We start from the raw sequence: 24,303 nt of genomic DNA, 5'->3' as shown, positions 1-24,303 counted from the left end.
GCGCGGACGCGGATCGATCCCGGGCATACTGCGCTTCCCCTCCCGGGCCAACCGCTGCTCCTGCTTCGTGATCAGCCGGTACACCGGTGCGCTCGGCCCGTTGAGCGCGGTTTTCACCGGCCGGGGTACCAGCGCAGAGGGCACGCTGTGCGCATTGCGCACCGACCGCGCCAACCCGCGGTAGGCGATCTCGTCGGTACGTTTCCACTGGATCCCGTACATTTCCCGGATACGCCCCGGCAGACTGCCCTGGACCAGCAGGTAGTACGCCGAACTCATCTGCCGGCCCGGCGCGCGCTGCGGGTAGGGCACCACGTGCCCGGATAGATAGTTGCCCACCTTGCGCGCCTCGTCGGTGAGGAATAGCTCGTCGGAGGCCAGATAGCTGTCGAAGTACGCCCGGAACGCCCGGTAGTCTGCCGGCGCCGCCTCACGCGGCATGCCGAACAGCTCACCCCAGCGCACATAATCCTGGTACAGGTCCTCGCGTTCGGTATCGCCGAGCCGCCGGACCAGTAGGTCGTACATGACCTCGGCCGATTCGAAGGTGAACGCCATAGTCATGAAACTCAGATGCGGATCGTAGGCGGAGTAGGCCGATCCTGCCGGGTGGTGCGCCCCCGCGCTCTCGGGTAGCCGACCCTGCACTTTCGCGTGCTTCTTCCCGGTGAACTCCAGCGCCCGGTCGGCCTCCTCCCGGGTGCCGAAGAAAACAGCTTCGAAGAGTTTGCCGGTGAGCGCCAGCCGGGTGTAGGGGGTGTCGCGATGCTCGGTCGATTCGGCGGTCCCCACGTAGAGCAGGGGGTTCACCGCGCCGATCACCAGCGCCCGCAATCCATAGGTGAGGCCCACGGCGCGCTTGCGCATCACCCTTCTGATCATCGAGTCGTCGGAAAAGTATCCGGTGTCCACGGCCATCTCAGCCTCCTGGTCCGCTCCACGCCGAGCACTGCGCACCCGCATCTGGCAATAGCATCCACCAGTTGGGCCGCTTCTGGCAAGAGCTGCCGCCAAATTGCAGTCTTCATCGGTGTGTGTCGGCGCGCATAAACTCCAGCTATGGCAGCGCAGCGCACCTATGGCGGTTTGTCCGCGGAGGAACGGCAGGCCCAGCGACGGTCCGCGCTCCTGGACGCGGCGCTGGAGATCATCGGAACCCAGGGGCTGGACAAGCTCACCGTGTCGGGGATGTGTTCGGAGGCGGGGCTCAACGAGCGCTACTACTACGAGAGTTTCGGCAGCCGGGACGGCGTACTCACCGCGCTGGTCGACGGTATCGCCGAGGAACTGGTGATCGCGATCGCGGCGGCCCTGCAGGCCGCCGGTGACGATTCGCGGGCCAAGGCGCACGCGGCCATCACCGCCGGTATCCATCTGCTCACCGACGATCCCCGGAAAACCGAGGTCACCATGGTCGCCGCGATGGCGACCCCGCAGTTACGGGCACGAACCACCGAGACGATCCGGGTCTTCGCCCGGCTGGTGGCCAGTGAGGGGATCGAGTTCTACGGAGTCACCGACCCGGCGCCGGACCCGGTGATCGATTTCCGGGCCACCTACCTGGTGGGCGGGCTAATCCAGACACTGACCGGCTGGGTGCGCGGCGATCTCCCGATCAGCCGTGACGAGCTTATCGATTACACCACCGACGTCTTCGTCCTGCTCGGCGAGGATTTCGCGCACCGCGGCAACTGAACCTTTCCCCGCGGGCCGATCAGACGCGGACGGGGACCGCGGTCACCCCCTCCGGCGCCCCCTGTAGCACGACCCGGAACGCCACCTCCCGCGAGATCCAGAATTCCGCGCATTCGGCGAGCACCGAATCGAACCACTCCCGCTCCTCCGGCACGTCCGCGAGCAGTTGCTCGGCATCACGGACGGCCACCACATAGCCGGTGGCGTCCCCGAGCAGGTCCTCGAGGTTGAACAGGCATTCGTCGAACGCGTCCTTGTTCGGCCGGAAGTAGTACGGGAACTGCAGGGCCGCGGCGAATTCGTCGAACAACGCCGCCACCGTGCGCATCCGGCTGCCGCGGACTTCCCGCACCCGGTAGCCGGCGGGTGCGCCGTAACGCACCCGGCTGAACTCGGCGGCGTCCACGGCCGCCGAACCGACGGCCGGCGGCGCGGCGGCAGCCGTGGTTCCGTGGCGTGGCAGGGTGAGGAAATCGGCCAGCAGGAGAGGTTCGGCCATCAGCGCATCCTGGTGAAGCTGTCGTAGTGGTCACCGGTGTACCAGGCCGAGCCGTCGCTGCCGGTGACGATGCGTTCGGCGTCGCGGGACTGCCCTGGTTTCTTCGGGTTCACATCCCACTCCTGGTACCTGACGGCCTTGCCGGCGGAGTCCGCGGCGGGCAACCGGCCCTCCCGGTTACCGAACGGAACACCGCCCTTGGTCCCCGGCGCGTTCGCCGAATCGGGCCAGCGCCCGGCATCGATCTCCACGAGTGTCGCGTAGGCACGGTCGGGCACCCCGGCCACCTTCGACACCACCGAGGCGTCGGACGCCGTGGGTCGGCCCGGCGCGGGCTTCGGCGCGACCGACGTGGCCGCCGCGGTCTCCGACCGCGCCGCCACGGCGGTGGAATTGCTGTCGTCCCCGCCCTGACTGCTGAGCAGGGCGACCACGACGGCCACCAGTACCGCGCCCACCGCCGACAGGACCTTCACAACTTTCGCACGCACGACTACCCCTTCATCGATACTGGACCGTGACCGGAGCATGGTCCGACCAGCGTTCCGCGTAGGTCGCGGCACGTTCGACCACCGCCTGCTTCGCCCGTTCGGCGGCCTGCGGTGTCACCAGCTGGTAATCGATCCGCCAGCCGGTGTCGTTGTCGAACGCGCGCCCACGATACGACCACCAGCTGAACGGGCCGTCACCCTCCGGGTGAAGTTCCCGGACGACGTCGACGTATCCGGCCGCCAATTGCCGGTCCAGCCAGGCGCGTTCGGCGGGCAGGAACCCGGATTTCTTCAGGTTTCCCTTCCAGTTCTTCAGGTCTCGTTCGGTATGCGCGATATTCCAGTCGCCCGCGATGACGAAAGCACCGGTGCGGGTGGACATCCGGGCGGCGAGTTCGTCGAGGAACCGGTACTTCTCGTCCTGCCGGGGCGTATCCGCCTCTCCGGTATGGACGTACACGCTCGCGACGGTCACCTCGTCGAAGTCCACCTCGAGGTAGCGGCCCGTGGCGGCGAACTCACTGTCCGGTTCGATCCCGACCCGCACCGACCGCATGGGCCGCCGCGCCAGCACCCCCACCCCGGCCCGCCCCTTGACCCCGGGTTCGGCGTGGGCGAGCGACCACCCGTCCGCCAGCGCGGGCGCGAGCGCGGCGGCCACCTGGGCATCGTCGGCACGCGTTTCCTGCAGGCAGACGATATCGGCCTCGGTGCGGGCCAGCCAGGCGAGCAGCCCCTTGCCGGCGGCCGCCCGGACCCCGTTGACATTGACAGTGGAAAGGATGTACGGCACCGATCGACCGTACAATGACAGGTCACCGCTACTTGCCAGGAAGGGGTGACGGCATCGATGTCAGGCACCTCCGCAACCGCAATACCCGAGCCGGTCAGGGCTCTGCACCTGGGTTCGGGCGCACCGCTGCTGCTCCTCCACGGTGTTCTGCTCTCCCCGCACTGCTGGGAGCGGACCGCCGCCCTCCTGGCCGCCCGCTGTGAGGTCTTCGCCCCCGCCCTGGCCGGGCACTGGGGCGGGCCGGAGTTCTCCGAGGGCCGGTACTCCGCCGCTACCCTCGCCGACCGGGTCGAAGCGCAACTGGACGATCTCGGCTGGCGGACCTGCCATATCGCGGGCAATTCCCTGGGCGGCTGGGTGGGGTTCGAACTGGCCCGCCGCGGCCGGGCCCGCACACTCACCGCGATCGCCCCGGCCGGCGGCTGGAAGACCCCGTCACCACTCCAGATCCGCGCCGCCGCCAAGATCGCACCGATGATCCCGGTCGCCGAAATGCTCCGGCAGCTGGGCGATTACCCGACGCGGAGCCGGATCCTGCGGTGGGCCATGGCATACCTGCTGACCAGGAACACCCGCGCGGTCTCCCACGCGGATATCACGGCGGTGATCCTGGCCGCACTGCACTGCCCGGCGCTGCCCGAACTCACGCTCGGCACGCTGCGCGGGCCGTCGCTGGCGGATATGTCGGACATCTCCACCCCCGTCCGGCTGATCCTCGCCGATTCCGACCGTGTCCTTCCGCCCCGGGCACACGGTGGCCGGTTCCTCCGTGAGCTGCCGCCGTCCGCGGACCGGATCATGCTCAGCCGGGCGGGGCATGTGCCCATGCTGGAGGCTCCCGAGCGGATCGCGAATCTCCTCGCGGAACACATCTACGCCAGCCGCGACCATCTGCGCGCTGTGTGATTCCGTGCGCCTTCGGCGCGCGGGGTCGAGGCCCGCGCAAGACGCGGCGCCGGAGGGGTGGCCGCTCCACGCGACCGGGGTGGTCCACGCAGCGATCACACCGCCGGGCTCAGCTCCGCAACGTGCTCAGTTCCCGAGGAGACCCTTCGCTACGTGGGTCACCTGGATCTCGTTGCTGCCCGCGTAGATCATGAGCGATTTGGCGTCACGGGCCAGCTGCTCCACCCGGTATTCCGACATGTAGCCGTTACCGCCGAACAGCTGCACCGCCTCCATCGCCACCTCGGTGGCGGCCTCCGACGCGTACAGCTTCACGGCCGATGCCTCCGAGAGGCTCAGCGGTTTACCGGCCCGCCCGCGCTCGATGATGTTGAACACCATGTTCTGCACATTGATCCGGGCGACCTCCATTTTCGCCAGTTTGAGCTGGATGAGCTGGAAGCGGCCGATCTCCTGGCCCCACAGCTTCCGGTTGCGGGCGTAATCGGTGCACAGGCGCAGGCATTCGTTGATCACCCCCAGCGCCATGAATCCGATACCGACCCGCTCGGCCACGAAACTGGATTTGGCGCTCTCCCGGCCGTCGCCGCCGCGGTGCTCCTCGGTTTCGCCGAGCAGCCGGTCCCGGCCGAGCCGGACGTTGTCGAAGAACAGCTCCCCGGTGGGCGAGGCGTGCAGGCCCATCTTCTTGAAGGGTTTGCCCTGGGTGAGCCCCTCCATACCCGCGTCGAGGACAAAGGTGAGCACTTTGCGGTCGCGGGCCGGGGTCCCGTCGCCCTCGTCCAGTTTCGCGTAGACGACCAGGGTGTCGGCGAACGGACCGTTGGTGATGAATGTCTTCTGGCCGTTGAGGATGTAGTCCTCCCCGTCACGTCGCACGTAGGTTTTCATCCCGCCGAAGGCGTCCGATCCGGAATCGGGTTCGGTGATGGCCCAGCACGCGATTTTGCGAAGGCCGACGATATCGGGCACCCACCGTTGCTGCTGGGCGAGTGTGCCCCGGGAGAGGATGGTGGCGCCGCCGAGACCGGTACTCACCCCCAGCGAACTGCACAGACCCATACAGACGCCGGAGAGTTCACTGGTCAGCACCGCCATCATGGTCTGCTGGTCGAAACCGCCGCCGGATCCGTCCTGGTCCGCCGCGGCCGGCTTCTCCGTCCCGTCGGCAGCCGCCTGTTTCGCCGCCAGCTGCTTGTTCAGCGCCTCCTCCGCCATGGCACCGATACCGAAATCCGCGTACAGCTTGCGCAGGATCGGATAGGGCAGCATCTCCCCGCTGTCCAATGCGTCCAGATGGGGGCGCACTTCCTTATCGATGAACGTCCGCACCGCGTCGCGGACCATCAGGTCGGTATCGGACCATTCGAACATCGTCGTCCTCCGGAATCACCAGCAGCATTACGGTGTAGATCACCGGGCGGACGCTCATGGCCCACCTTGTTGACAGCTTGCCAGTTCCTCGGCAGCGGCGTCGGGTTCTGAGAAATCTTGCTTCGCTATGCCGATGCCCCCACCCATAGCGGGCAGGGGCATCGACACAGGCCGGGTGTCCTACTTCAGCGCGCGGGCCAGGTTGGCGTCCAGCGCGGCCAGGAACTCCTCGGTGGTGAGATAGCCCTGGTCCCCGCCGACCAGCAGCGCGAGGTCCTTGGTCATCTGCCCGCCCTCGACGGTCTTGATGACCACATCCTCGAGGGTCTGGGCGAAACCGATGACCTCGGGGGTGTTGTCCAGCTTGCCCCGGTGCTCGAGGCCGCGGGTCCAGGCGAAGATCGACGCGATGGGATTGGTCGAGGTCGGTTTGCCCTGCTGATGCTGGCGGTAGTGCCGGGTGACCGTGCCGTGCGCGGCCTCGGCCTCACAGGTCCGGCCGTCCGGGGTCAGCAGCACCGAGGTCATCAGGCCGAGCGAGCCGAAGCCCTGCGCGACGGTATCGGACTGGACGTCGCCGTCGTAGTTCTTGCAGGCCCAGACGTAGCCGCCCTCCCACTTCATGGAGGAGGCGACCATATCGTCGATCAACCGGTGCTCGTAGGTGAGGCCGGCCGCCTCGAACTGGCTCTTGAACTCGGCTTCGAAGACCGCCTCGAAGGTGTCCTTGAACATGCCGTCGTAGGCCTTGAGGATGGTGTTCTTCGTCGACATGTAGACGGGGTAGTTCTGCTGCAGCCCGTAGTTGAACGAGGCGCGCGCGAAGTCCTCGATGGACTTCTTGAAGTTGTACATACCCATCACGACGCCGCCGTCCTCCGGCATCTGCACGACCTCGTGCACGATGGGCTCGCTGCCGTCCTCGGGGGTGAAGGTGAGGGTGACGGTGCCGGACTGGAAGACCTTGAAGTCGGTGGCGCGGTACTGGTCGCCGAAGGCGTGACGGCCGATGATGATCGGCTTGGTCCAGCCCGGTACCAGGCGCGGGACGTTGGAGATGATGATCGGCGCGCGGAAGATGGTGCCGCCGAGAATGTTGCGGATGGTGCCGTTGGGCGACCGCCACATCTTCTTGAGGCCGAATTCCTCGACCCGGGCCTCGTCGGGGGTGATCGTCGCGCATTTGACGCCGACACCGTGCTGTTTGATGGCATTGGCGGCGTCGATGGTGACCTGGTCGTCGGTTTTGTCGCGGTATTCGATGCCGAGGTCGTAATACTCGAGGTTCACATCGAGGTACGGATGGATCAGCTTGTCCTTGATGAACTGCCAGATGATCCGGGTCATCTCGTCGCCGTCGAGTTCAACGACGGTGCCTTCAACCTTGATCTTGGACATGGATCTTCGTGTCCTCCTAAGACTGGTGCCCTCATTGCACGGCCAGGCGAACACGCTTGTGAGCGGACCCCAGCTGTTCAACAGACAACGTATACATCCCGCGTTGTCCACGAGACGTCTGGTGTAACCAAGACGAGCGTACTGCTTGTGGCGGTGTCACGGTGCAGCCAGCCCCGGTCGTGAGATCTCACAGGGGTGAGACACGCCACAAGATTACCTGGTAGACCCATATGCCGATTTCGATCCGTATCGGCACCCGGCTACCATATTCGGCAGGTCATGAGCGCCAGCGCCAAGCCCCGGCTCGCTGGCCGGCAACCCTCCTGCTGCGGTGGGGTGCTCCGGGTGATGACCTGGCTCCCGAGAGCCGGGAGCAAGCGCACGTCAGGAGGTCGTCGATTTGTGCCGGTGCTGGTCGCGTTGACCGCGGCGTTCTCACGACTCGACGAGAAACCCCCCATTTTCTGGAGCACGATATGAGCGATCACAGTATTCGTGGTGGGACCGCTGCCGGAGCCACCTGCCGGCGACCGGCGGTCGCGTCCGGCGGCCTCCGCACCCTCTCGGCCGGATCCACAGCGATGATTCATACGCTCCGGACATCGGTACCGTTCGCCGGTTCAGCGGAAGCCCTCGCGTGAAGGTGGGCACCGAATCGACCACCGCCCGGCCGGTGGCCCAGTTACCGCCGCCCGACGGCACCCTCGGATATATCGATATCGGCGAACTCACCCTCGAGAACGGCGCCCGGCTGCCGCAGGTCCGGCTGGCCGTACAACGCTGGGGAGAACTGTCCCCGGACCTGGACAACATCGTCCTGATCGAGCACGCGCTGACCGGTGACTCGCACGTCTCCGGCGATCCCGACGACGACCACCCACAGGCCGGATGGTGGAACGGGATGGTCGGCCCGGGGGCCCCGATCGACACCGACGAGTGGTGTGTCGTCGCGACGAATGTTCTCGGCGGCTGCCAGGGCAGCACCGGCCCGGCCTCGCTCGCCCCGGACGGGGCGCCGTGGGGGTCGCGGTTCCCGGGGATCTCCATTCGCGACCAGGTCGCGGCCGAACTGAAATTGTTCGATCTGCTCGGTGTGCCCCGGCTGGCCGCGGCGATCGGCGGTTCGATGGGCGGTATGCGCGTCCTGGAATGGATGCTGCTCGCGCCGCAGCGCTTGGCCGCCGCATTGGTCCTCGCGGTGGGTCCGCGCGCCACCGCCGACCAGATCGGCACCCAGAGCACCCAGATCGCGGCGATCACCAGCGACCCGGACTGGCAGGGCGGCGACTATCACGGCACCGGCCGCGCGCCCATGGCCGGGATGGGTGTCGCGCGCCGGATCGCGCATCTCACCTACCGCACCGAAGTCGAACTCGACAGCCGGTTCGCCAACAGTCCACAGGCTGGCGAGGACCCCTGGGACGGCGGCCGGTACGCGGTGCAGAGCTATCTGGAATACCAGGCCGAGAAGTTGGGCCGGCGTTTCGACCCGGCGACCTACGTGCTGCTCAGCGAGGCGATGAACCGGCACGATATCGGCCGGGGCCGCGGCGGCATCGCGGCGGCGATGGCCGCTGCCGAGGTGCCGTGCATCGTGGGCGGTATCGATTCCGACCGGCTGTACCCGCTGCACACCCAGCAGGAACTGGCCGACGGACTGGCCGACTGCCGGCATTTCGAGGTGATCTCCTCGCGGGACGGCCACGATGCGTTCCTCACCGAGGCCGCGGCCATCGGCAAACTGCTGGTCCAGACGATGAACCTGGCCCGCGCCGGGCGCTGAGCACCGGCGCCCGGTGCGCTCAGCCCACGCCGAGGGTGTTGATGGTCGCGGCGAGGAAGACCACGGCGCCGCCGAGCAGGGTCAGCGCGCCCACGTCGAACGGTTTGCCGCGGACCGCGAGCAGGCCGACCCGGGCGGTCGGCAGGCACAACCGGAACGCGGCCGCGATGAGGGTCGCGCCACCGAAGAAGAAGGCACCACGGCGCCAGCGATCCTGTGCGACGAGCACCACGGCGATCAGCACCACCACCGCCACCACGACCATCGGGAGATGGCAGCGTAGGAAACCGGCCCATCGGCTGCCGGTGCCGGGATCGTCGTGGGTCGGGCTCGCGGCGTCGGTCACGGGGGCGATTGTTCCAGATCCGGCCGATCAGGTCTGCACGAGCGGTTCGTAGTCCGCCTCCGATACGCCGAATGCCCACGCCACACCCTCGCGGGCGGTGCGTGTGGTGGGCGGCACTCGGAGCCAGCAGGTGCGGCCGGCCACCGTCGGGTTCGGCGTCGAATCGACAACCTCCACCGCGGCCGGGGTTCACAGCCCGGGTTCCGAATGCCGCAGAGCCGGGGTCACGAGGACCCTGGCCCGCGGCGCCGGAGCCGACGCCATGAAATCGGCTCAGCGCAGCGCGGCGTTTTCGGCGAGTACCTTCTCCCGATGCCGCTCGCGCAGCGCGGCGTGGTGCGGGCTGCGCCGCACCACCAGGTAGGCCGCACCCAGCACCATGAACCAGATGGGCGTCACCAGCAGGGCCTGCAGGGTGTCGCTCTTCTGGGTGAGCGCCCAGATCAGGAATACGAAGAAGGCCAGCACCGCCCAGACCGCCGGCACACCGCCGGGCAGTTTGAACGTCGACGCGGCGTGCAGATGCGGCCGCCGCTTCCGGTAGACCAGGTAGCTGACCAGGATCATCGTCCAGACGAACATGAAGCACAGCGATGAGATGGTGGTGACCACGGTGAACGCTTCGACGATCGACTGTCCCGCGTAGAGCAGCACCACCCCGATCAGCAGGAACGCGCACGAGAAACGCAGCGCGTTGGCCGGGACCTTGCGCCGGGTCAGCTTCCCGAACAGGGCCGGGGCGTCGCCGTCACCGGCCAGGCCGTACACCATCCGCGAGGTCGAGTAGATCCCCGAGTTCGCGCTGGAGGTGGCGCTGGTCAGCACCACGAAGTTGACCACGCTCGCGGCGACACCGAGCCCGGCCAGGGCGAACATCGCCACGAACGGGCTCTCATCGGCCGAGATCTGCCGCCACGGGGTCACCGCGCAGATCACGATCAGCGCGCCGACATAGAACAGCAGGACACGCACCGGGATCGAGTTGATCGCGCGGGGCAGGGTGCGTTCGGGTTCCTTGGCCTCGGCCGCGGTGGTACCCACCAGCTCGATGCCGACGAAGGCGAAGACCGCGATCTGGAATCCGGCCACGAAACCCATGGGTCCGGTCGGGAAGAAACCGCCGTCGTTCCACAGGTTGGCCAGCGAGGCGGTGCTGCCGTTGTCACCGGTGAATCCGGTGATCACCATTACCAGGCCGGTGACGATCAGCGCGCCGATGGCGATTACCTTGATCAGCGCGAACCAGAACTCGGTCTCACCGAATGCGCGCACCGTGGGCAGATTGAGGACCAGCAGGACGACGATGCAGACCAGCGCGGGTATCCACAGCGGCAGATCCGCCCACCAGTAGGACACGTAGCCGGCGATGGCCACCACATCGGCGATTCCGGTCACCACCCAGCAGAACCAGTAGGTCCAGCCGGTGAAGAAACCCGCCCAGGGGCCGAGCAGATCACCGGCGAAATCGCTGAACGACTTGTACCCGGAGTTCGACAGCAGCAGCTCGCCCATCGCCCGCATGACGAAGAAGAGGAAGAAGCCGATGACCATGTAGACGAGGATCACCGAGGGGCCGGCGAGCGAGATCGTCTTACCCGAGCCCATGAACAGGCCGGTGCCGATCGCGCCGCCGATCGCGATCAGCTGGATATGTCGGTTCGCCAGCTGGCGGCTGAGCTTCTCCGGGCCGGCACCCGGATCACGCGCACCGCTCGCGTCATCGGCTGGATTACCGTGGCCCTGCAGCACGGCCATATTTCTCCCTCCGGAATGAATCGGACAGCCCATTCGAGCACCGGAAGCGGATTCCCGCAGAGTGGGCGGCCCTACGGTACGCCGCCGAAATCCGTGCCGTGCGCGGCCCCCGCATTACGCCGGTGATCGCATTGGCTGTGGTCAGGGCGTCGCGACGGGCGGTATCGCCTGCACCGGCGACCTCTCCGGCACCCGTGTGGCCACCGCTCGATCATCCGGTTCGATCACCGCGGCGCCGCCCCACCTGATTGACTGGTCGGCTGTGTTCCGATTGATGTTCCATGAACCTCGCATACCGGGTAATACTGGCAATGCCATCCGGCTCGCCGCCGGCACGGGCAGTGAGTTGCATCTGATCGAACCTCTCGGCTTCGATATGTCGGAGGCGAAGCTGCGCCGGGCCGGACTGGACTATCACGACCTCGCCTCGGTGACAGTGCACCCGGATCTGGCGACCGCGTGGAAGCAGCTGCGACCCGAGCGGGTGTACGCGTTCACCACCCGGGCCACCACCGCGCACACCGAGATCGCCTACCGGCCCGGCGACGTATTGCTGTTCGGCGCGGAACCGACCGGCCTACCGGCGAGGGTGCTCGCCGATGAGCACATCGAAGCCGAGGTGCGCATCCCCATGCTGCCCGGCCGGCGATCGATGAACCTGGCCAACGCGGCCGCGGTCGCGGTGTACGAGGCGTGGCGGCAGCACGGGTTCCCCGGAGCGGTCTGACCCGGCCCCTCGCCGATCAATCGGCGATCTCGAAGCGTTTGTGCCGGGAGGTCGCCCCGCCGGTGAGCCGGACCGCGCTTTTCGGGACGCCGAGATGCGCGGCCAGGAGTTCGGCCGCGGCCCGGTTCGCCTTCCCCTCGGTGGCCGGCGCCCGCACCCACAGGTGCAGCGTGCCGTCGGGCAGGGTTTCGACCAGCGGGCCCTTCCGGCTGTTCGGGGTGAGCACCGCGCGAACCGTGGTGGGCAAGCCTCAGGCCCGGTCCGTCTCCGAGTCGTCCGGATCGACGGCCTCGTCCGCGCCCGTCGCCGCCCGACCCGTGCCCTTCCCCGTCTCGTCCGCGCCGGTCGCCGCGCGGCCCGCATCCTTCTCCGTATCCGTCGCCGTCCGGTCCGTGCTCTTCGCGGGCTCGTCCACATCCTTCGCGGTCTTGCCCGTCGCTGCCCCGGGTTCGGCAGCGGGCCGCGAGGTCCCGGGTACCGGGGTCTCGACCCGCGGGGTCGAGTTTCCGGCTGCCGGGGCGGCAGCGCGTGCGCCGCCCAGCCGGCGGGCCAGACCGACGAGGGCGCCGACGATCGCACCGAGCAGGGCGAGGAAGACCAGCCACGGCAGTACCTGACCCACGAAGACCACCGCGCCCTTCAGCCAGTCGAGCAGAGAGTTCCAGCCGTCGACGACCCCGTCCCAGAAATTGGCGGGCCCGTCTTCACCGGTCTTCTCCGCTGTGCTCCGGATATCGACGGTGAGCGTGGACAGCGAGATCTGATCGTCGAGATAGCGCCGCTGCCCGGTGAGACTGTCCAGTTCGGCCTGCCGGGCGGCGAGCGCCTCCTCCGCGGCGATCAGGTCGGCAGTGTTGGCGGCGCGCGCCATGAGATCGCGCAACCGGTCCACCGAAGCCCGTAGCGCGGTGATCCGGGCGTCGAGATCCTGCCACTGCAGGGTGACATCGTCGCGGCCGGTGCTGATCTGGGTGATCTCGCCGAGATCGCTCAGACCCTCGATGAACGCGTCGGTATCGGTGGCCGGGATCCGGACGACCAGGTTCGCGTGCGGATCGTCGTCGGCGGTCCCGGGATTCTCGGTGCGCTGGTCGACCCGCCCGTCCAGTTCGGTCACCCGGTCGGCGAGAGTCTGCGCGGCCGCGACGGGGTCGTCGGCGGTGAGATCCACAGTGCCGGTGACGAGCTCTTTCCGATCGGTGGCCTGAGCCCCGGTATCGGGCGGGGAGAGAGGGGCCTGCTCCCGGCTCGGCGCCTTCTGCACCCGGATTCCCGGCGCCCCGGCGGGCACGGGCGCACCACCTTCGAAGGACATCGTCTGGTCCGCGGTGCCGGAATGGGGATCGTCCCCGCATCCGGTGAGCAGAACCGACCCGCACACAACCAGAAACAACACCCCGAGCGTTCGCATGCTGGCAGCGTAATGGGCGGTATCGGCATCGGATACCCGAATGGGAAGGCCGCGTATCGGCGCTACCCACGGGTCCGCGGAACGCACCCGGCTGCGCACCGGCTCTGCCCTGCCGAGCTGCGCGACTTCTGTTACCAGGCTTCGCGATCGCGGAGCCGATCACGTTCGGCGGTGAGAGCGGCGTTGGTTTCACGAAGGGTGATGTTGGCGTCTTCGAGTTCGAGGATGCGTCCGATGGCGGTCAGTTGTATGCCCTGCGCGGTTAATTCGGTGATGCGCTGCAGCCGTCGCAGATCGTCGCTGCTGTAGCGGCGGGTGCCGCCGGGGCTGCGCACCGGAGTGATCAGCCCGTACTGCTCGTAGAGCCGCAGTGTCTGCACTCCGACACCGGCCAGTTCCGCGGCCACCGATATCGCGTACACACCCTGCCCCGATCCGGGCAGGTACCGGATGTGGCGGTCGGCCCCCGTCACTTCTTCACCATCCCCTTCGGTCATATTTTCTATGTAAGGTACTTGCACTTCACTTGACCCAGTGCTACATATTACTTGTGTCAGTTGACATAGATTATCTGGTTTCTCTTCAAGAGTGAAGGAGTGAACTGGAGGTGGCGACCATGTTGATGCGCACCGATCCCTTCCGTGATCTGGACCGTCTGACCCAGCAGGTCTTCGGCACGCCCGCTCGCCCGGCGGTGATGCCGATGGATGCCTGGCGCGAAGGTGACGAATTCTTCGTCGAACTCGACCTGCCCGGTATCGACCCGGACTCACTGGATCTGGACGTGGAACGCAATGTGGTGACCGTGCGGGCATCACGGCCGGAGCTGGATTCGGGCCGGTCGATGCTCGCCGCGGAGCGGACCCGCGGTGTGTTCAGCCGTCAGCTGTTCCTGGGCGAGAACCTCGATACGAACGCGATCCGCGCCGACTACCGCGACGGTGTACTGCGGTTGGTGATCCCGGTTTCGGAGCAGGCCAAGCCCCGCAAGATCGAGATCGCGCGCCACGACCACGAGCATCAAGCCCTCACCGCCTGACCGTCCGGGTCGGCGCCGAGACCAGGAGGCCGACCATGCACACACCGATCATTACCGGCGAGAGCAGGTGGTCGGGCGTGGAGTCCCGGCTACTCGAACTGGACCCTGACCTCGCGGAGTTGTTCGCCGAGGTCGAGGAGACATTGCGCGTGGCCCGGCTCCGATGGGCGTCGCGGCTGGGCACGGTCCGCGCCCCACGGCCACGGAAAGCGATCTCTCGACGACCCGCACCCCGGGGCCACGGACGTCGGCCGAGTCCGGGCCGCGCCTACGAGCGCGGCCCGCCCGGGGCGGCCGAGATACCCCGACGCCCGAACAGTCACGGAAGCGAGGTGATGCCCGTTCCGATAATTCCAGCACAGGGTTTGCGCCGGGCGACAGGACGCGCCGAACCCATAGGCCTGCAATGGAACACAGCGACGAGTCCGCACGCGGCGGACCGGTGCCCGCCACTGGATGTGGCGCCGCAGGCCGACCCCGTTTCTGTTCCCGGCCGCAGCCTTGGTCATTGATTCTCCGATTTCATCCAGCGACGGGTGGGCCCGGTCGGCCGTCTTCCGGGCCCATCCGGACTTCCACAGCGATTGCCCGCGGGCGAGGTCCGCGGGAGTGCCGCACCGTTCTCGGCGGCGGCGACCTCGATCGCCCGAATAGAGCACGTTCGATGCGTCCGTACGGGCCGGCGTCGGACATAGGACGGCGGCCACCATGGACGAGAACAGCGAGCGCGCCGGCCGGAGGCGACGCCGAATTACCTGAAGTCCCGGGAGCGGGAGGCTATGCGCATGTCCAAGCGGCTCAGATGCTCGGCGTAGATGCTCACCGCGCCTTCCGCGTTCTGTATCCGGCCGCGGATCAGCAGTGCCGGGGAACTCTGCGCGGTGCGACGGTACCGGGTCCACAACCCGGCCGAGCACACCACATTCACCATGCCGGTTTCGTCTTCCAGGTTCAGGAAGGTGACCCCGCCGGCGGTGGCGGGACGCTGCCGGTGGGTCACCGCACCGCCGACCAGTACCCGGGTGCCGTCGGGGACCGAGAGCAGATCGGCGGCCGGGATCACCCCGAGCGCGTCGAGGCGGGAGCGCAAGAATTCGGTGGGGTAGCTGCCGGGTGAGACGCCGGTCGCCCAGACGTCGGCGGCGGCGTATTCGAGCTCGCTCATCCCGGGCAGGGTGGGTGTGGTGGTGGAGGCGCCGGTCCCGGGCAGACGGTCGGGCCGTTCTCCGGCCGCCGCACCGGCTGCCCATAATGCTTCGCGGCGGGAGTAACCCAGGCTGCCGAGCGCACCGGCGGTGGCCAGGGCTTCCGCCTGCGGGACGGTCATCTCCACGCGCCCGGTGAGATCGAGGAACGACGTGTAGGGCCCACCCTCGGCCCGGGCGGCCACAATCCTTCCCGCGAGGTCCGAACCGATGGAGCGCACGGCCGCCAGACCCAGCCGCACCTCGGTCCCGTGCCGTTCCAGGGTGGCCTCGGCCGCGCCGGCATTGATATCCGGACCGTGCACGACGACCCCGTGCCGGCGGGCATCGGCGACCAGTGATTGCGGCGAATAGAAACCCATCGGCTGGGCGCGCAGCAGCCCCGCGCAGAACGCCGCCGGATAGTGCAGTTTGAACCAGGCGGAATAGAACACCAGCGCGGCGAAACTCTGTGAATGGCTCTCCGGGAAACCGAAATTCGCGAAGGCACGGAGTTTCTCGTAGATGCGGTCGGCGAGTTCACCGGTGATGCCGTGTAGATCCCGCATGCCCTGGTACAGCCGGCCCCGCAACCTGTCCATCTTCTCAGGGGACCGTTTCGATCCCATGGCCCGCCGCAACTGATCGGCCTCGGCGGGGGTGAATCCCGCGACGTCCACGGCCATCTGCATGAGTTGTTCCTGGAACAGCGGCACCCCGAGGGTGCGCTCGAGCGAATTGCGCAGGGCTTCGTGATCGAAGGTGACCTCCTCCAGCCCGTTCTTCCGGCGGATGTACGGATGCACCGAACCGCCCTGGATCGGGCCGGGCCGGATCAACGCCACCTCGACCACCAGGTCGAAGAATTTCCGCGGTTTCAATCGCGGCAGGGTCGCCATCTGGGCCCGCGATTCCACCTGGAACACACCCACCGAATCGGCTCGGGAGAGCATCTCGTACACCCCGGGTTCGGCGAGGTCCAGGGTGTGCAGTTCGACCGTGACGCCGATGTGCTCACGTACCAGGTCGATCATGTAGTGCAGGGCGGAGAGCATGCCCAGGCCCAGTAGATCGAATTTCACCAGACCCGCCGCGGCGCAATCGTCCTTATCCCACTGCAGCACACTGCGGTCGGCCATCCGCGCCCATTCCACCGGGCATACGTCGGCGATGGGCCGGTCGCAGATCACCATACCGCCGGAGTGGATGCCCAGGTGCCGCGGCAGTCCTTCGATATCGGCGGCCAGCGCCAGTACCGGTTCGGGAATACCGGTCCCGGTTTCCGAACCGACACCCGTCCACCGGCTCACCTGTTTACTCCAGGCATCCTGCTGCCCGGGAGCGAAGCCGAGTGCGCGAGCCGCGTCGCGGACCGCGGATTTGCCACGGTAGGTGATCACATTCGCCACCTGCGCCGCATTCTCCCGGCCGTACCGGCGATAGACGTATTGGATCGCTTCCTCACGACGGTCCGATTCGATATCCACATCGATATCGGGAGGCCCGTCGCGTTCCGGGGAGAGGAACCGCTCGAACAGCAATTTATTCGCGACGGGGTCTACGTTGGTGATCCCGATGGCGTAGCAGACCGCGGAATTGGCGGCCGAGCCTCGACCCTGGCACAGAATGTCGTGCTCCTGGCAGAACCGCACGATATCGTGCACCACCAGGAAATATCCCGGGAAACCAAGCCGCGCGACGACCGCGAGTTCGTGTTCGAGCTGCCGGTAGGCGGCCGGGTTCGCGGCGGGCGGACCGTAGCGGGCGACGGCGCCGCGCCGGGTGAGTTCACGCAACCAGGAGTTCTCGTCGTGGCCGGCGGGCACATCGAAGGGCGGTAGCCGGGGCGCGATCAGCCGCAGATCGAACGCGCATTCGCGGGCCAGTTCCACCGAGTTCGGCACGGCCGCGGGAAATTCGGCGAACAACCGGGCCATCTCCGTCCCCGACCGCAGATAACCGCCCCCGGTGGGGGCGAGCCAGCCGGCGAGATCGTCGAGGCTACGCCGAGCCCGGATGGCGGCCAGGGCCGCGGCGCGACGGCTGCGGTCCGGGGTCGCGAAATGCGCGGCGGTGGTGGCGGTCACCGGCACCCCGACCCGGTCGGCGATCGCGGCCAGCACGGTATTGCCCTCGTCGTCGGTAGGCAGACCGTGCCGGGTGAGTTCCACGGTCACCCGGTCGGGGCCGAAGCGTTCACACAGTTCCCGTAGCGCCGTCTCGGCGCGCAGCGGCCGGCCACCCGCGTAAAGATCCTGGGTCAGCGCCCGCCGGACCTTACCCTTGCGGCAGCCGGTGAGGATCTGCCAGTGACCACCGGCCGCCTCGGTGAGAGCGTCGAGATCGTAGCGCAGGATCCCCTTCTCCCCGGCCGCCATATGCGCGGCGGCGAGCTGCCGGGACAACCGGCGATAGCCCTCCTGTCCGCGGGCCAGGACCAGCAGATGTTCACCGTCCGGATCGGGGTCACCCGTGCGAGGTGCCGAATCGGTCTGCCGGGCACCGGATTCCACGAGGGTGAGTTCGGCTCCGTACACTGCGGCGATCCCGTGCTCGGCGGCGGCCTCAGCGAATCGGACCACCCCGTAATAGCCGTTGTGATCGGTGAGCGCGATCGCCGAGAGCCCCAGCCGCGCGGCTTCGGCGACCATCTCCTCCGGCTGCGAGGCCCCGTCCAGGAAACTGAACGCCGAATGCGCGTGCAGTTCCGCGTACGGCACAACCGGGCCGGGCGGGTCCGCCGGTTCGGGCAGGTACGCACCGCGACTATTGCTCCAGGCCGGGGCGTCACCGCCGTCGCCGGGAAACTGCCCGGGCTTCGGCCGCCCGGACAGTACCCGCTCCATCTCGGCCCAGCTCGGCGGGCCGTTACTCCATCCCATATCGCGTCAGCAGGCCACCCGTTCGGTGGACTGTGCCTCCAGCAGTGTCGCCACATGGTCCACCCCGGCCCGGATCACCCGGCCGTAGGCATCGTCGGCGAGCACGTTCGCGTGCCCGCGTGCCAGCGCCAGTTGCACTCGCGCCGCGTCGAAATCGCCGACCAGCCGGTGACTGTCGGCCAGGCTCAGATACAGGGACGGGAGGAATCCCAGGAGTCCTTCGCCCAGCGGGACGCCGGGCACGAAGGCCGAGTCGAGCGCCCGGGTATCCCAGAACAACGCGCCTTCGGCGGTCTCCTGCACATCCGCCAGATGGTGGGCCACCACGCTCCGGTACAGCGGCTCCCCGGCCGGCCCGAGCTGATCCCACAGCAGTTGCAGCGCCTGGCGCGCCGCCTCCCGATTCACACCGCCGAGCCGCACCGCGGCATAGATATCCGCCATCCGATCGTCCGTCATGAGTTGAGTATCGCACATACGTTCGAATACCGAGAGTGGAAATCGAACCCGTTTTCGAACACCGGGCCGACTCTGGCACACTTTCTTACTTTGGAGTAAGTTCGGCCGGGGAAACCTGCGCGAAGGGGCTGTTCATGAGCGATTCCAGGACCGGCCAGGCCGAACGCGAACTCGCCGGACGGCATGTCCTCATCACCGGCGCCTCGTCCGGCATCGGACGGGCCGCGGCGCTGGCCGTCGCGCGGAAGGGCGCCGTGGCGCTCCTGCTCGCTCGCCGCGAAGACGAACTCGCCACCGTGGTGGCGGAGATCCGGGCGGCGGGTGGCCGGGCCTACGGCTACCCCTGCGATATCACCGACTCCGCCTCGGTGGAGGTGACCCTGGACAAGCTACTCGGCGAGCACGACCGAGTAGACATGCTGGTGAACAATGCCGGTCGTTCCATCCGCCGGGCAATCCACCGCTCCACCGACCGGTTGCACGACTACGAACGCACCATGGCGGTCAACTACTTCGGCGCGCTGCGGCTCACCCTGGCATTGCTACCGCAGATGCGCGAGCGCAAATTCGGCCATATCGTCAACATCAGCAGCGCGGGCGTGCAGGTCGCCACCCCGCGGTACTCCGCCTACCTGGCGAGCAAGGCAGCATTGGACAAGTTCACCGAGGTCGCGGCGGTGGAGACCATGGCCGACGGGGTCACCTTCACCACCATCCACCTACCCCTGGTCCGGACCCCCATGATCGCCCCGTCCGGTGATCAGGGCGGCCGGGCCGAATCGCCGGAATGGGCGGCCGCGACCATCGTCCGCGCGCTCACCCAGCGTCCCCGGCGGATCGACGTGCCGATCGGCACCCTCGGTGAGTACGGCGCGATGTTCGCCCCGCGGCTGCGTGACTTCGTCCTGCACCGCTACTACCGGATGATCCCGGACTCCCCCGCCGCCCGGGGCGAACAAACCGAATCCGCCCCGGTCACCGCACCGGACTCGCAGGCGGACGCACCCGTCGTACACCGCATCGGCGACCAGCACCCAGCGCCACGCTCACGCTGGAGCCGCACCCCGCTGCCCCGGGCGGGAGCTCGGGCGGCACGCGGCGCCGGGATCGCGCTGCGGCGCGCGGCCCGTTGGGTGCCGGGCACCCACTGGTGAGCAGGCCCGTCCCGCCGTGTGTGGAAAGGAACGCCGATCGTGACCGACGAGGGTAACGCCGTGTTCGATGCCGTCCTCGACCTGGTGGCCTCGCGCGGGATCACCGAGACAACGCTGCGCCGGGTGGCCGACCGCTCCGGCGTCGACGGCAAGACGCTTCGCCGGCAATACGGTAGCCAGTTCGGCCTTTTCATGACCGCCGCCAAGACACTCGAATTCGATCGCGACCGCCGCCTCGCAGCGGTCGGTGGCGAACCAGGCAGCGACTCGGTGGCCGACCGCCGCGCCTACCTCGAGGCGGTCACCCGCGCACTGCTGCCCGACCCCACCGACCGACGGCGCCTGCTGCTGTGCACCGAGATCGTCGCCGGTGCCCGGCTGGTACACGGGATAGAGGTCGAAACCGCAAGGATGCGCCGCTCCGACCGCGCCATCGTCGCCACCGCGCTCACCCGGACCGGGGTGGCCGATGTCGAACTCGAAACGGAACGGCTACTCGCCCTGATCAGCGGCCTGGCCTTCGAACTCGCCTATCCGCACGGCGGGGGCGAGGGCACGGCCGACCCGGTGATACGCCACCACATCGCCACCATCGTGCACTGACCGCGCGGTCTCAGAGCTCGAAGATCCGCTCGGTGGGCGGCAGCGGCCGGAATGCTCCCGAGATCTGCGCCACCAACTGCCAGGGGCGTTCACCGTCCACCGAGGATTTGCCGTTGGTCAGGATGGCCCCGCTCAGCCCGCGCGCCGGATCGGCCCAGCCGTACTGCGTGGTGAACCCGCTGCGGCCGAAATGCGCGGTCGTATCGTGCCCGAATTTCGAACGGTGCCCGCCCAGTTCGTAACCGGCCCGGCTCACCCGCCCCGCCACCCCGGGAACCCGGGGTGCGGGCAGTACCGCGTCACGCACCGTCTCGGTCCGCATGATCCGGACGCCGTCGAGTTCGCCGCCGCGCGCGAGGATCTCGTAGAATCTGGACAGTTCGGCGGCGGTGGTGACCAGATTCCCCGACGGCAGTTCGGCGGTGAGGAAGGACCGATTCGATTCCCGGTTCACCGCGTCGGAGGCGAAGCCACCGCCCAACGCCCGCCCGGCGATGAAGGACGCCAGCTTCGACGGCGGGGGGCCGGTTTTCACGCTCGGCACCACCGCGTCCACATCCTCGGGCCGGACACCCAGATTCGTCCACCGGAAGCCCAGCGGTTCCAGCACCTGTTCGGCGAGATGATCCTTGAGCCGCTTACCGGTGGCCCGCTGTACCAGCAGCCGCTGGATGAGCCCACTGGTCAGGGCGTGGTACACGCGGAAACGTCCAGCCGGGTAACTCGGCTTCAGATCGACCAGACCGCGCAGGCACAGTTCCTCGTCGAAAACCATTTCGTGCCCGCGGTAGGGACGGGTCACGAACGGGACACCGGCGGTGTGGGTGAGTACATGCCCGATGGTGATCGCCGCCTTGCCGTTGGCGGCGAATTCGGGAATGTAATCGCTGACCCGATCGTCGAACGCGAAGGCGCCCTGCTCGATGAGCATGAACATCACCGCCGCGGAAACGCCTTTCGCGGTGGAGAATCCGCAGAACGGCGACTCCGTGGTCACCGGGACGCGTTCGGCCGCCGGGTCGTCGCCGGGTGCGTTGCCCCGGCTGTGGCCGATCGCCCGGTTCAGCACGACCCGCCCGTTGCGGCGCAGACAGATCTGGATAGCCGGGGTCGCGCCAAGTCGGTACCACTCCTGTACCGAGTCCCAGATCGATTCGATCTCCGCCGGGCTCGGCCCGCCGGGCCCGACGTCCTCCTCCGGACCGACAGCGGTGATGTCGTCCAGTTCGGCGGCGACCGGGACCAGGAGCGCGGTATCTGCCTTCACACGCCCCAGGGTAGCCATGCCGCCGGGGTGGCGACGGCCGTCGAACGACCCGGACGCGACCGGCCCGGGTCTCGGTCGGTGTAAGCCGTGGGCCCACCACCTACCACCGGTGACCAGGCGGTCCGCCATCCACGAGGGATGGTGACGGAGATCACCGGCGGTCACCCCGGCGCATTGTGCCCTGATCAAGAGAACAACCGCTTGTTCTCCATCTGCCGGGAGGTGGCCATGGCATCGGTGCACACGCGCCTGTCCCGGGCGCACATCTGGTTGCTCACCCTGTCGTCGATGGCCGGCGCCTTGGCCATCGCGGCCATGGCCGCCCTCTACACCGCGCTCCCCGAGATCGCCGCCGATACCGGCGCCACCCAGCAGCGGCTCACCTGGGTGATCGACGGTTACACCCTCGCGCCGGCCTGCCCGGTCCTGTTCTCCGGCGCCCTGGGCGACCGGTACGGCCGCCGCATCATGAGGTGCTCGACCCGGTGATGTTCGCGCTCGCCGTATCGCGGTCGACAGCTCCTACCTCGATGCGCTCTGGCCGCTACTGATCCTGAGCACCGGCCTGGGTCTGTGCACCGCCCCGACCGCCGCGATCATCAACGGCACGCCCGCGGAGAAACACGGGGTGGCCTCCGCGGTGAACGACGCCTCCCGGGAGGTCGGGGCGGCGATCGATATCGCGATCTCCGACAGCATCCTCGCCGCCGGCTACGCCGACCGGATCGCTCCGGCACTGCCCCGGCTGCCCGAAGCGGCCCGCGGCCCGGCCGGCGATTCGCTGGCCACCGCGCTGGAGGTTGCCGAGCGGGGCGGTCCGGCGGCCGCGCCGCTCGCGGCGTTCGCCGAGGAAGCCTTCGTCCACGATGCCGCGCAGGCGGCGCCGGCCCTGGGCATCCTCACCGTGGTGATGGCGTTCGTGCTGTGGGGCGTGGGCACCCGGCCGCCGGACCACCCGCACCGATTCAGCCGCCGACGGCGCCGTGCTGATGAACCGACAGCCACAGCGCGTACCCGAGCAGTGCCTGCGTCTCGTGGATCCGGTGCGGGCAGCGCGAATCGACCACCAGCAGGCGGTCCACCGTGTCACCGTGGACGAACCCGCCGCCGTCGCGACCGGCGAAACCGATCGTGTACATCCCGCGCCTCCGGGCCTCGGCCAGTCCCGCCAGCAGATCGGGCGAGTCGCCGCCACCCGATATGGCCACCGCGATATCGCCGGACCGTCCGCGCGCGGCCAGCTGGCGCGCGAACACCGATTCGAAGCCGCAGTCGTCGCCGACCGCGGTGAGTACCGCCTCGTCGGCGGACAGCGACCACGCCGGCAGCGCGATACCGTCCGGCGGCCGGGCGAACAGCGTCGCAACCGTCGCGGCATCCGTCGCGCTGCCACCGTTTCCGAAGACGAAAAGCCGGCCGCCGTCGGTGAAGCGGCGCGCCATCTCCCGGGCGGCCGCGGCGACCGGTTCCGCGTTCGCCGCGAGAGCCCGCGTCCGTACATCGACGCTCTCCGCGGCCCGTACCTGCGCGCAGGCGGCCAATTCATCGAGCAGCGCACCCGCCTCGTTCGACGTCATCGCTCGTCCTCCACTCCGGCCGTACTCACCGCCATACCGGCGTGCACCAGCACCAGATCCCCGGGCCGTACCGGTTCGACGAAGGTTGTCGTGACGGTTTCGGTGCCCAGCGGCGTACGGACACGCGCCGTCCCGTCACCGAGCGGAATCACCACCTCACCCAGCCTGCCTTCTTCGCGGCCGGCCTCCCGGCGGTCCGGCCGATGCTCCGGCGCGACCAAGCCGGGATGCAGGAAACATCGCTGGGTGAGCTCCCACAGCAGGTGGTAGAGCAGTACCAGATCACCCGTGGCCGAAAGCCGGGAATCCGGGCCGTCCAGCCACAGCAGATGGTCGGTGAGTCCGGTGGCCGGCCGCGGTCCCGACCCGATCCAGATGGTGTGCACACCCCAGGCCGGGCTGCGCACCAGCAGCGACCGCACCTGCGGTTCATGCGCGGCGGCGATCGCGAGCACCATATCGCCGGGGCGAGCCGAAACCCGGGCGGTGTCCACGAGGTTCGGCCCGGTCAACGCGACAGCAGGCAGGGTACGCCCGCCAGTGGCCGCCGGATGTACGAATTCGACGGCGATGTGCTGGGCATGCGGTTCCCAGGAGGGCGCGACACACCACAACGTCGCGCCGGCCGCGAATCGCCGGGCCAGCGCCAGCGCCGCCGCCGCCAGGTCCTCGGCCAGGTCGGCACGAAAAGGCGTGGCCGCCAAGAGATCGTTCACCTCGGCACCACCCCGCCGACAGCCACGACCGGGGCTTCACCGCCGTAGTCGGAGCTCTCGCTGATCCGGCCCGGAATGCCCCAACACATCTCAGTCCTCCTCTGGCGATCGGACGCGATGACCGAAACACGATGGCGTGCCGATGTTTCCGGCCACCGACCATTGTCCAGCCCTATCGGTGCGGTACTACCCGGCTGTTACGAAAATACGAATTCCGGTCACGAACCCGCCTTACCCACCGACC

25 protein-coding genes and 1 riboswitch are annotated in these 24,303 nt (G+C 68.2%); of the genes, 8 read left to right on the top strand and 17 right to left on the bottom strand.

Annotated features, from left to right (window positions below; translation table 11 throughout):
- The coding region (locus NGR01S_RS09045; RefSeq protein WP_063035735.1) for an oxygenase MpaB family protein at window positions 1-918 on the bottom strand (918 nt) is incomplete at its 3' end.
- Between the two features lie 141 nt (window positions 919-1,059).
- On the opposite strand from NGR01S_RS09045, the gene NGR01S_RS09040 reads away from it, so the two are divergent.
- On the top strand, window positions 1,060-1,695 hold the full coding sequence (locus NGR01S_RS09040) for a TetR/AcrR family transcriptional regulator (protein WP_063035734.1): 636 nt from the start codon (window positions 1,060-1,062) through the stop codon (window positions 1,693-1,695).
- A 19-nt stretch (window positions 1,696-1,714) separates the two neighbouring features.
- Here NGR01S_RS09040 and NGR01S_RS09035 read toward each other — a convergent pair whose 3' ends face one another.
- The 3 genes from NGR01S_RS09035 to NGR01S_RS09025 are packed head-to-tail and all read right to left on the bottom strand — an operon-like array spanning window position 1,715 to window position 3,478.
- Window positions 1,715-2,194 (bottom strand): barstar family protein, encoded by a 480-nt coding sequence (locus tag NGR01S_RS09035; protein WP_063035733.1) that lies wholly within the window; start codon window positions 2,192-2,194, stop codon window positions 1,715-1,717.
- The gene (locus NGR01S_RS09030; RefSeq protein ID WP_063035732.1) at window positions 2,194-2,685 is read right to left on the bottom strand and encodes a guanyl-specific ribonuclease; all 492 of its coding nucleotides are present in this window, start codon (window positions 2,683-2,685) and stop codon (window positions 2,194-2,196) included. The genes NGR01S_RS09035 and NGR01S_RS09030 overlap by 1 nt, the downstream gene beginning before the upstream one ends.
- Before the next feature lie 10 nt (window positions 2,686-2,695).
- On the bottom strand, window positions 2,696-3,478 hold the full coding sequence (locus tag NGR01S_RS09025) for an exodeoxyribonuclease III (protein WP_063035731.1): 783 nt from the start codon (window positions 3,476-3,478) through the stop codon (window positions 2,696-2,698).
- A gap of 57 nt (window positions 3,479-3,535) precedes the next feature.
- Here NGR01S_RS09025 and ephH point away from each other — a divergent pair, with 57 nt between their 5' ends.
- Window positions 3,536-4,384: an epoxide hydrolase EphH gene (ephH, locus tag NGR01S_RS09020; RefSeq protein WP_063035730.1), complete on the top strand. Its 849-nt coding sequence runs from the start codon at window positions 3,536-3,538 to the stop codon at window positions 4,382-4,384.
- Between the two features lie 126 nt (window positions 4,385-4,510).
- Here ephH and NGR01S_RS09015 read toward each other — a convergent pair whose 3' ends face one another.
- Complete coding sequence (locus tag NGR01S_RS09015) at window positions 4,511-5,758, bottom strand: acyl-CoA dehydrogenase family protein (RefSeq protein ID WP_063035729.1); 1,248 nt, start codon at window positions 5,756-5,758, stop codon at window positions 4,511-4,513.
- A 180-nt stretch (window positions 5,759-5,938) separates the two neighbouring features.
- Entirely contained in the window at window positions 5,939-7,156 is a 1,218-nt protein-coding gene (locus NGR01S_RS09010) for an NADP-dependent isocitrate dehydrogenase (protein ID WP_063035728.1), read from the bottom strand.
- A 275-nt stretch (window positions 7,157-7,431) separates the two neighbouring features.
- Window positions 7,432-7,542, top strand: a riboswitch (SAM riboswitch).
- Between the two features lie 251 nt (window positions 7,543-7,793).
- Here NGR01S_RS09010 and metX point away from each other — a divergent pair.
- The gene (gene metX / locus NGR01S_RS09005) at window positions 7,794-8,939 is read left to right on the top strand and encodes a homoserine O-acetyltransferase MetX (RefSeq protein WP_063035727.1); all 1,146 of its coding nucleotides are present in this window, start codon (window positions 7,794-7,796) and stop codon (window positions 8,937-8,939) included.
- Between the two features lie 19 nt (window positions 8,940-8,958).
- On the opposite strand, the gene NGR01S_RS09000 is transcribed toward metX, so the two are convergent.
- The 3 genes from NGR01S_RS09000 to cycA form a co-directional block, all read right to left on the bottom strand.
- The gene (locus tag NGR01S_RS09000) at window positions 8,959-9,204 is read right to left on the bottom strand and encodes a DUF3017 domain-containing protein (RefSeq protein WP_084480570.1); all 246 of its coding nucleotides are present in this window, start codon (window positions 9,202-9,204) and stop codon (window positions 8,959-8,961) included.
- Between the two features lie 108 nt (window positions 9,205-9,312).
- Window positions 9,313-9,462 carry a DUF6745 domain-containing protein gene (locus NGR01S_RS32995; protein WP_307718768.1) on the bottom strand — a complete coding sequence of 50 codons (150 nt, stop codon included), beginning with the start codon at window positions 9,460-9,462 and terminating at the stop codon, window positions 9,313-9,315.
- Window positions 9,463-9,558: 96 nt separating this feature from the next.
- On the bottom strand, window positions 9,559-11,040 hold the full coding sequence (cycA, locus tag NGR01S_RS08995; RefSeq protein WP_063035725.1) for a D-serine/D-alanine/glycine transporter: 1,482 nt from the start codon (window positions 11,038-11,040) through the stop codon (window positions 9,559-9,561).
- Between the two features lie 262 nt (window positions 11,041-11,302).
- On the opposite strand from cycA, the gene NGR01S_RS08990 reads away from it, so the two are divergent.
- Complete coding sequence (locus NGR01S_RS08990; protein ID WP_063035738.1) at window positions 11,303-11,767, top strand: tRNA (cytidine(34)-2'-O)-methyltransferase; 465 nt, start codon at window positions 11,303-11,305, stop codon at window positions 11,765-11,767.
- A gap of 16 nt (window positions 11,768-11,783) precedes the next feature.
- On the opposite strand, the gene NGR01S_RS08985 is transcribed toward NGR01S_RS08990, so the two are convergent.
- The 3 genes from NGR01S_RS08985 to NGR01S_RS08975 form a co-directional block, all read right to left on the bottom strand.
- A complete protein-coding gene (locus NGR01S_RS08985) occupies window positions 11,784-12,014 on the bottom strand; it encodes a DUF167 domain-containing protein (protein ID WP_063035724.1) in 231 nt (76 codons plus the stop codon).
- A 3-nt stretch (window positions 12,015-12,017) separates the two neighbouring features.
- The gene (locus NGR01S_RS08980) at window positions 12,018-13,178 is read right to left on the bottom strand and encodes a DUF4349 domain-containing protein (protein ID WP_084480567.1); all 1,161 of its coding nucleotides are present in this window, start codon (window positions 13,176-13,178) and stop codon (window positions 12,018-12,020) included.
- 131 nt (window positions 13,179-13,309) lie between these two features.
- Window positions 13,310-13,675, bottom strand: a complete 366-nt coding sequence (locus NGR01S_RS08975) for a MerR family transcriptional regulator (protein WP_063035723.1) — start codon at window positions 13,673-13,675, stop codon at window positions 13,310-13,312.
- A 104-nt stretch (window positions 13,676-13,779) separates the two neighbouring features.
- On the opposite strand from NGR01S_RS08975, the gene NGR01S_RS08970 reads away from it, so the two are divergent.
- Window positions 13,780-14,217, top strand: coding sequence for an Hsp20/alpha crystallin family protein (locus NGR01S_RS08970; RefSeq protein ID WP_084480565.1), 438 nt, complete (start codon window positions 13,780-13,782; stop codon window positions 14,215-14,217).
- A gap of 751 nt (window positions 14,218-14,968) precedes the next feature.
- Here NGR01S_RS08970 and NGR01S_RS08965 read toward each other — a convergent pair.
- Together NGR01S_RS08965 and NGR01S_RS08960 are read right to left on the bottom strand one after the other, a co-directional pair.
- The gene (locus NGR01S_RS08965) at window positions 14,969-18,283 is read right to left on the bottom strand and encodes an error-prone DNA polymerase (RefSeq protein WP_063035722.1); all 3,315 of its coding nucleotides are present in this window, start codon (window positions 18,281-18,283) and stop codon (window positions 14,969-14,971) included.
- Window positions 18,284-18,289: 6 nt separating this feature from the next.
- Window positions 18,290-18,742 (bottom strand): hypothetical protein, encoded by a 453-nt coding sequence (locus NGR01S_RS08960; RefSeq protein WP_084480563.1) that lies wholly within the window; start codon window positions 18,740-18,742, stop codon window positions 18,290-18,292.
- Window positions 18,743-18,876: 134 nt separating this feature from the next.
- On the opposite strand from NGR01S_RS08960, the gene NGR01S_RS08955 reads away from it, so the two are divergent.
- Together NGR01S_RS08955 and NGR01S_RS08950 are read left to right on the top strand one after the other, a co-directional pair.
- Entirely contained in the window at window positions 18,877-19,896 is a 1,020-nt protein-coding gene (locus tag NGR01S_RS08955) for an SDR family NAD(P)-dependent oxidoreductase (RefSeq protein ID WP_063035721.1), read from the top strand.
- Window positions 19,897-19,935: 39 nt separating this feature from the next.
- The gene (locus tag NGR01S_RS08950) at window positions 19,936-20,499 is read left to right on the top strand and encodes a TetR family transcriptional regulator C-terminal domain-containing protein (protein WP_063035720.1); all 564 of its coding nucleotides are present in this window, start codon (window positions 19,936-19,938) and stop codon (window positions 20,497-20,499) included.
- 10 nt (window positions 20,500-20,509) lie between these two features.
- Here the strand turns inward: NGR01S_RS08950 and NGR01S_RS08945 are convergent, their stop codons facing one another.
- Window positions 20,510-21,766, bottom strand: coding sequence for a serine hydrolase domain-containing protein (locus NGR01S_RS08945; protein ID WP_245664501.1), 1,257 nt, complete (start codon window positions 21,764-21,766; stop codon window positions 20,510-20,512).
- A 138-nt stretch (window positions 21,767-21,904) separates the two neighbouring features.
- Between NGR01S_RS08945 and NGR01S_RS33140 the strand changes: the two genes are divergently transcribed.
- Window positions 21,905-22,255 (top strand): hypothetical protein, encoded by a 351-nt coding sequence (locus NGR01S_RS33140; RefSeq protein ID WP_063035718.1) that lies wholly within the window; start codon window positions 21,905-21,907, stop codon window positions 22,253-22,255.
- Between the two features lie 476 nt (window positions 22,256-22,731).
- On the opposite strand, the gene NGR01S_RS08930 is transcribed toward NGR01S_RS33140, so the two are convergent.
- Window positions 22,732-23,343: a D-sedoheptulose-7-phosphate isomerase gene (locus NGR01S_RS08930; protein ID WP_063035716.1), complete on the bottom strand. Its 612-nt coding sequence runs from the start codon at window positions 23,341-23,343 to the stop codon at window positions 22,732-22,734.
- A complete protein-coding gene (locus NGR01S_RS08925; RefSeq protein ID WP_063035715.1) occupies window positions 23,340-24,059 on the bottom strand; it encodes a phosphoheptose isomerase family protein in 720 nt (239 codons plus the stop codon). Before NGR01S_RS08925 ends, NGR01S_RS08930 begins: the two co-directional genes overlap by 4 nt.
- Window positions 24,060-24,303 lie beyond the last annotated feature (244 nt).

The sequence above is a fragment of the Nocardia grenadensis NBRC 108939 genome (assembly GCF_001613445.1).
Lineage (GTDB): Bacteria > Actinomycetota > Actinomycetes > Mycobacteriales > Mycobacteriaceae > Nocardia > Nocardia grenadensis.
Note: the sequence above shows the minus strand (reverse complement) of the source record. Positions and strands in the feature narration are given on the sequence as shown.

Bases quoted from the DNA above. Each gene is read 5' to 3' on its own strand.
- NGR01S_RS09010 (WP_063035728.1), bottom strand. From the start codon at position 7,156: ATGTCCAAGATCAAGGTTGAAGGCACCGTCGTTGAACTCGACGGCGAC.
- NGR01S_RS09040 (WP_063035734.1), top strand. From the start codon at position 1,060: ATGGCAGCGCAGCGCACCTATGGCGGTTTGTCCGCGGAGGAACGGCAG.
- NGR01S_RS33140 (WP_063035718.1), top strand. From the start codon at position 21,905: ATGGTGACGGAGATCACCGGCGGTCACCCCGGCGCATTGTGCCCTGAT.
- NGR01S_RS08930 (WP_063035716.1), bottom strand. From the start codon at position 23,343: ATGACGTCGAACGAGGCGGGTGCGCTGCTCGATGAATTGGCCGCCTGC.
- ephH (WP_063035730.1), top strand. From the start codon at position 3,536: ATGTCAGGCACCTCCGCAACCGCAATACCCGAGCCGGTCAGGGCTCTG.
- NGR01S_RS08960 (WP_084480563.1), bottom strand. From the start codon at position 18,742: ATGACGGACGATCGGATGGCGGATATCTATGCCGCGGTGCGGCTCGGC.
- NGR01S_RS09000 (WP_084480570.1), bottom strand. From the start codon at position 9,204: ATGGTCGTGGTGGCGGTGGTGGTGCTGATCGCCGTGGTGCTCGTCGCA.
- NGR01S_RS08955 (WP_063035721.1), top strand. From the start codon at position 18,877: ATGAGCGATTCCAGGACCGGCCAGGCCGAACGCGAACTCGCCGGACGG.
- NGR01S_RS08965 (WP_063035722.1), bottom strand. From the start codon at position 18,283: ATGGGATGGAGTAACGGCCCGCCGAGCTGGGCCGAGATGGAGCGGGTA.
- cycA (WP_063035725.1), bottom strand. From the start codon at position 11,040: ATGGCCGTGCTGCAGGGCCACGGTAATCCAGCCGATGACGCGAGCGGT.
- NGR01S_RS08980 (WP_084480567.1), bottom strand. From the start codon at position 13,178: ATGCGAACGCTCGGGGTGTTGTTTCTGGTTGTGTGCGGGTCGGTTCTG.
- NGR01S_RS09035 (WP_063035733.1), bottom strand. From the start codon at position 2,194: ATGGCCGAACCTCTCCTGCTGGCCGATTTCCTCACCCTGCCACGCCAC.
- NGR01S_RS08975 (WP_063035723.1), bottom strand. From the start codon at position 13,675: ATGACCGAAGGGGATGGTGAAGAAGTGACGGGGGCCGACCGCCACATC.
- NGR01S_RS09015 (WP_063035729.1), bottom strand. From the start codon at position 5,758: ATGTTCGAATGGTCCGATACCGACCTGATGGTCCGCGACGCGGTGCGG.